General features: G+C 52.4%; 2 protein-coding genes and 1 pseudogene. 1 reads left to right on the top strand and 2 read right to left on the bottom strand.

The annotated features are described in order from the left end of the window. The coding region (locus OSO_RS0133400) for a transposase (protein ID WP_010587218.1) at nucleotides 1-453 on the top strand (453 nt) is incomplete at its 5' end. Nucleotides 454-472: 19 nt separating this feature from the next. On the opposite strand, the gene OSO_RS0133395 is transcribed toward OSO_RS0133400, so the two are convergent. Beyond that, the gene (locus OSO_RS0133395) at nucleotides 473-844 is read right to left on the bottom strand and encodes a globin family protein (RefSeq protein WP_010587217.1); all 372 of its coding nucleotides are present in this window, start codon (nucleotides 842-844) and stop codon (nucleotides 473-475) included. 126 nt (nucleotides 845-970) lie between these two features. Further along, a pseudogene (locus OSO_RS0133390) lies at nucleotides 971-1,822 on the bottom strand (hypothetical protein); the annotation flags it as partial.

Here is a 1,822-nt window from a genome sequence, read left to right as displayed (position 1 = left end):
GAGCCCGTTCTGAAACATTCACGTTGGTGCCTGTTGAAACGCCCTGCGAATCTCACTCCAAAGCAAGTCGTGAAGCTGGCGGAACTGATGAAATACAATTTGCGTTCGGTGAGATCGCACTTGTTGAGAGAAGAGTTTCAGCGGTTCTGGGAATACGCTTCGGCAGGTTGGGCTGGGAAGTTTCTCGACGAATGGTGCGCTCGAACGATGCGGTCTCGCCTGGAACCGATGAAGCGGGTCGCTCGCATGCTGCGAAACCATCGCAACCTAATTCTCAACTGGTTCCGAGCGCGGGGAGCGATTTCCGCAGGCGTCGTCGAGGGATTCAACAATAAGGCGAAACTGACTACCAAAAAAGCTTATGGTTTTCGCACCTATGAAGCGATCGAAATCGCTTTGTACCATCAACTTGGAAAGCTGCCAGAACCAGAATTCACCCACAGATTCTGGTGAGGAGGCAAAACTTAAAGAACTACGAAACCGAAGGGCCTCGATCGATACCAAATGAATCAATTTGGCCTAAAGCACTATCTATCGCTTCATCGAGAATTGACATTATTTTATTTTTAATCGCCTCTGCAGTGCACATTTCCGGTTCTGTCAACCCCAATACTAGAGCTGCATTAATGAGTTTCTCCTTGATCAGGTCCGGGTTCTCTTTCATCGTACGTTGCAAAAATGCAACCATCCCATCGATGTTTTCATTGTCCCGCAAGATGGTTCTCCTTTGCTCTGGATGAATACTCTCAAGTGCAAGCAACCGTGACATTCTACCCGGGAACAATAAAGGTCTCAGGACACCTTTGTCACACACATCCGCACGTAAAACCTGGTAAATCCCCAAGGTGCCGCTCGTTTCGGCATTCCCATGCGAGAAAAACAACCAGATCGCAGTCGGCCTTCAGTCGAAAAGGTTCCTGACACCTTTTTGACTCTCCGGCTGGCCGATGCTTTTTGTCTTCTCTGCTGCTTAGTACACAGCCAAGGTCGCCACCGAGGTCATGGCGGTCCCCTTAAGATTGGTGAAGGTTGCTCGAAATTTGGCACCGTTTTGAGCAGCCGATGTGATGAAGTTTAACTTCCATGACGTCGCGCCCGGAACGTTGACGAATGTCGTCCCGCCGTCGGTGCTCATTTGCCATTGGACCGTTGGCGGTGGGTCGCCGCTGGCAGCCGCCATGAAGGTGACGGCGGCGCCGATTGCGGATGATTGATTTGTGGGATTGAGCGTGACAATCGGAGCGACTGGCGAGTTCGCTGGGGTGATCTTAAATGTCACGGGAGTACTTGAGACATTTCCGTAGTTCGTTGAAGCACTCTTGAATGTCGCGACAACGGTATATGTTCCCGCATTCGTCGGAGGCATCGAATTTCCCAACCCACTGGCAATTGCGCCGACATAGTACGTGAAGCTGGTTGTTCCCTGAACGACAGTGCCACCAACTCCTTTGATCACCGCTGTTGCAGCGAATGGGCGACCAGTGAATTGTCCACCCGCCGCAGTGACGGTTATTGTGGGAATGGCCGCTCGAATGCTGAATGTCACCGCAGATCCTGACGCATTCGTATAGCTTGCGTTGCTGCTGGTGAACGCCGCGAGGACCGTAAAGGTTCCAACGTTGGTGGGTGCGGTGGTTGAACCGGTTCCGATGGCCTTGGTTCCTATGTAATAGGTGAAAATCGTTGAGCCACTCACCGCAGCGCCGCCGATGCCAGTTGCCTTCACCGTTCCCGGGAATGGATTGCCGTTGAAAGTCCCACCTGCGTTCGTGACGACAACCGCCGGAACAGCCTTGGCGATGGCAAACGTGACGGGAGCACT

Source organism: Schlesneria paludicola DSM 18645 (assembly GCF_000255655.1).
In the GTDB taxonomy this organism is placed as follows: domain Bacteria; phylum Planctomycetota; class Planctomycetia; order Planctomycetales; family Planctomycetaceae; genus Schlesneria; species Schlesneria paludicola.
Note: the sequence above shows the minus strand (reverse complement) of the source record. Positions and strands in the feature narration are given on the sequence as shown.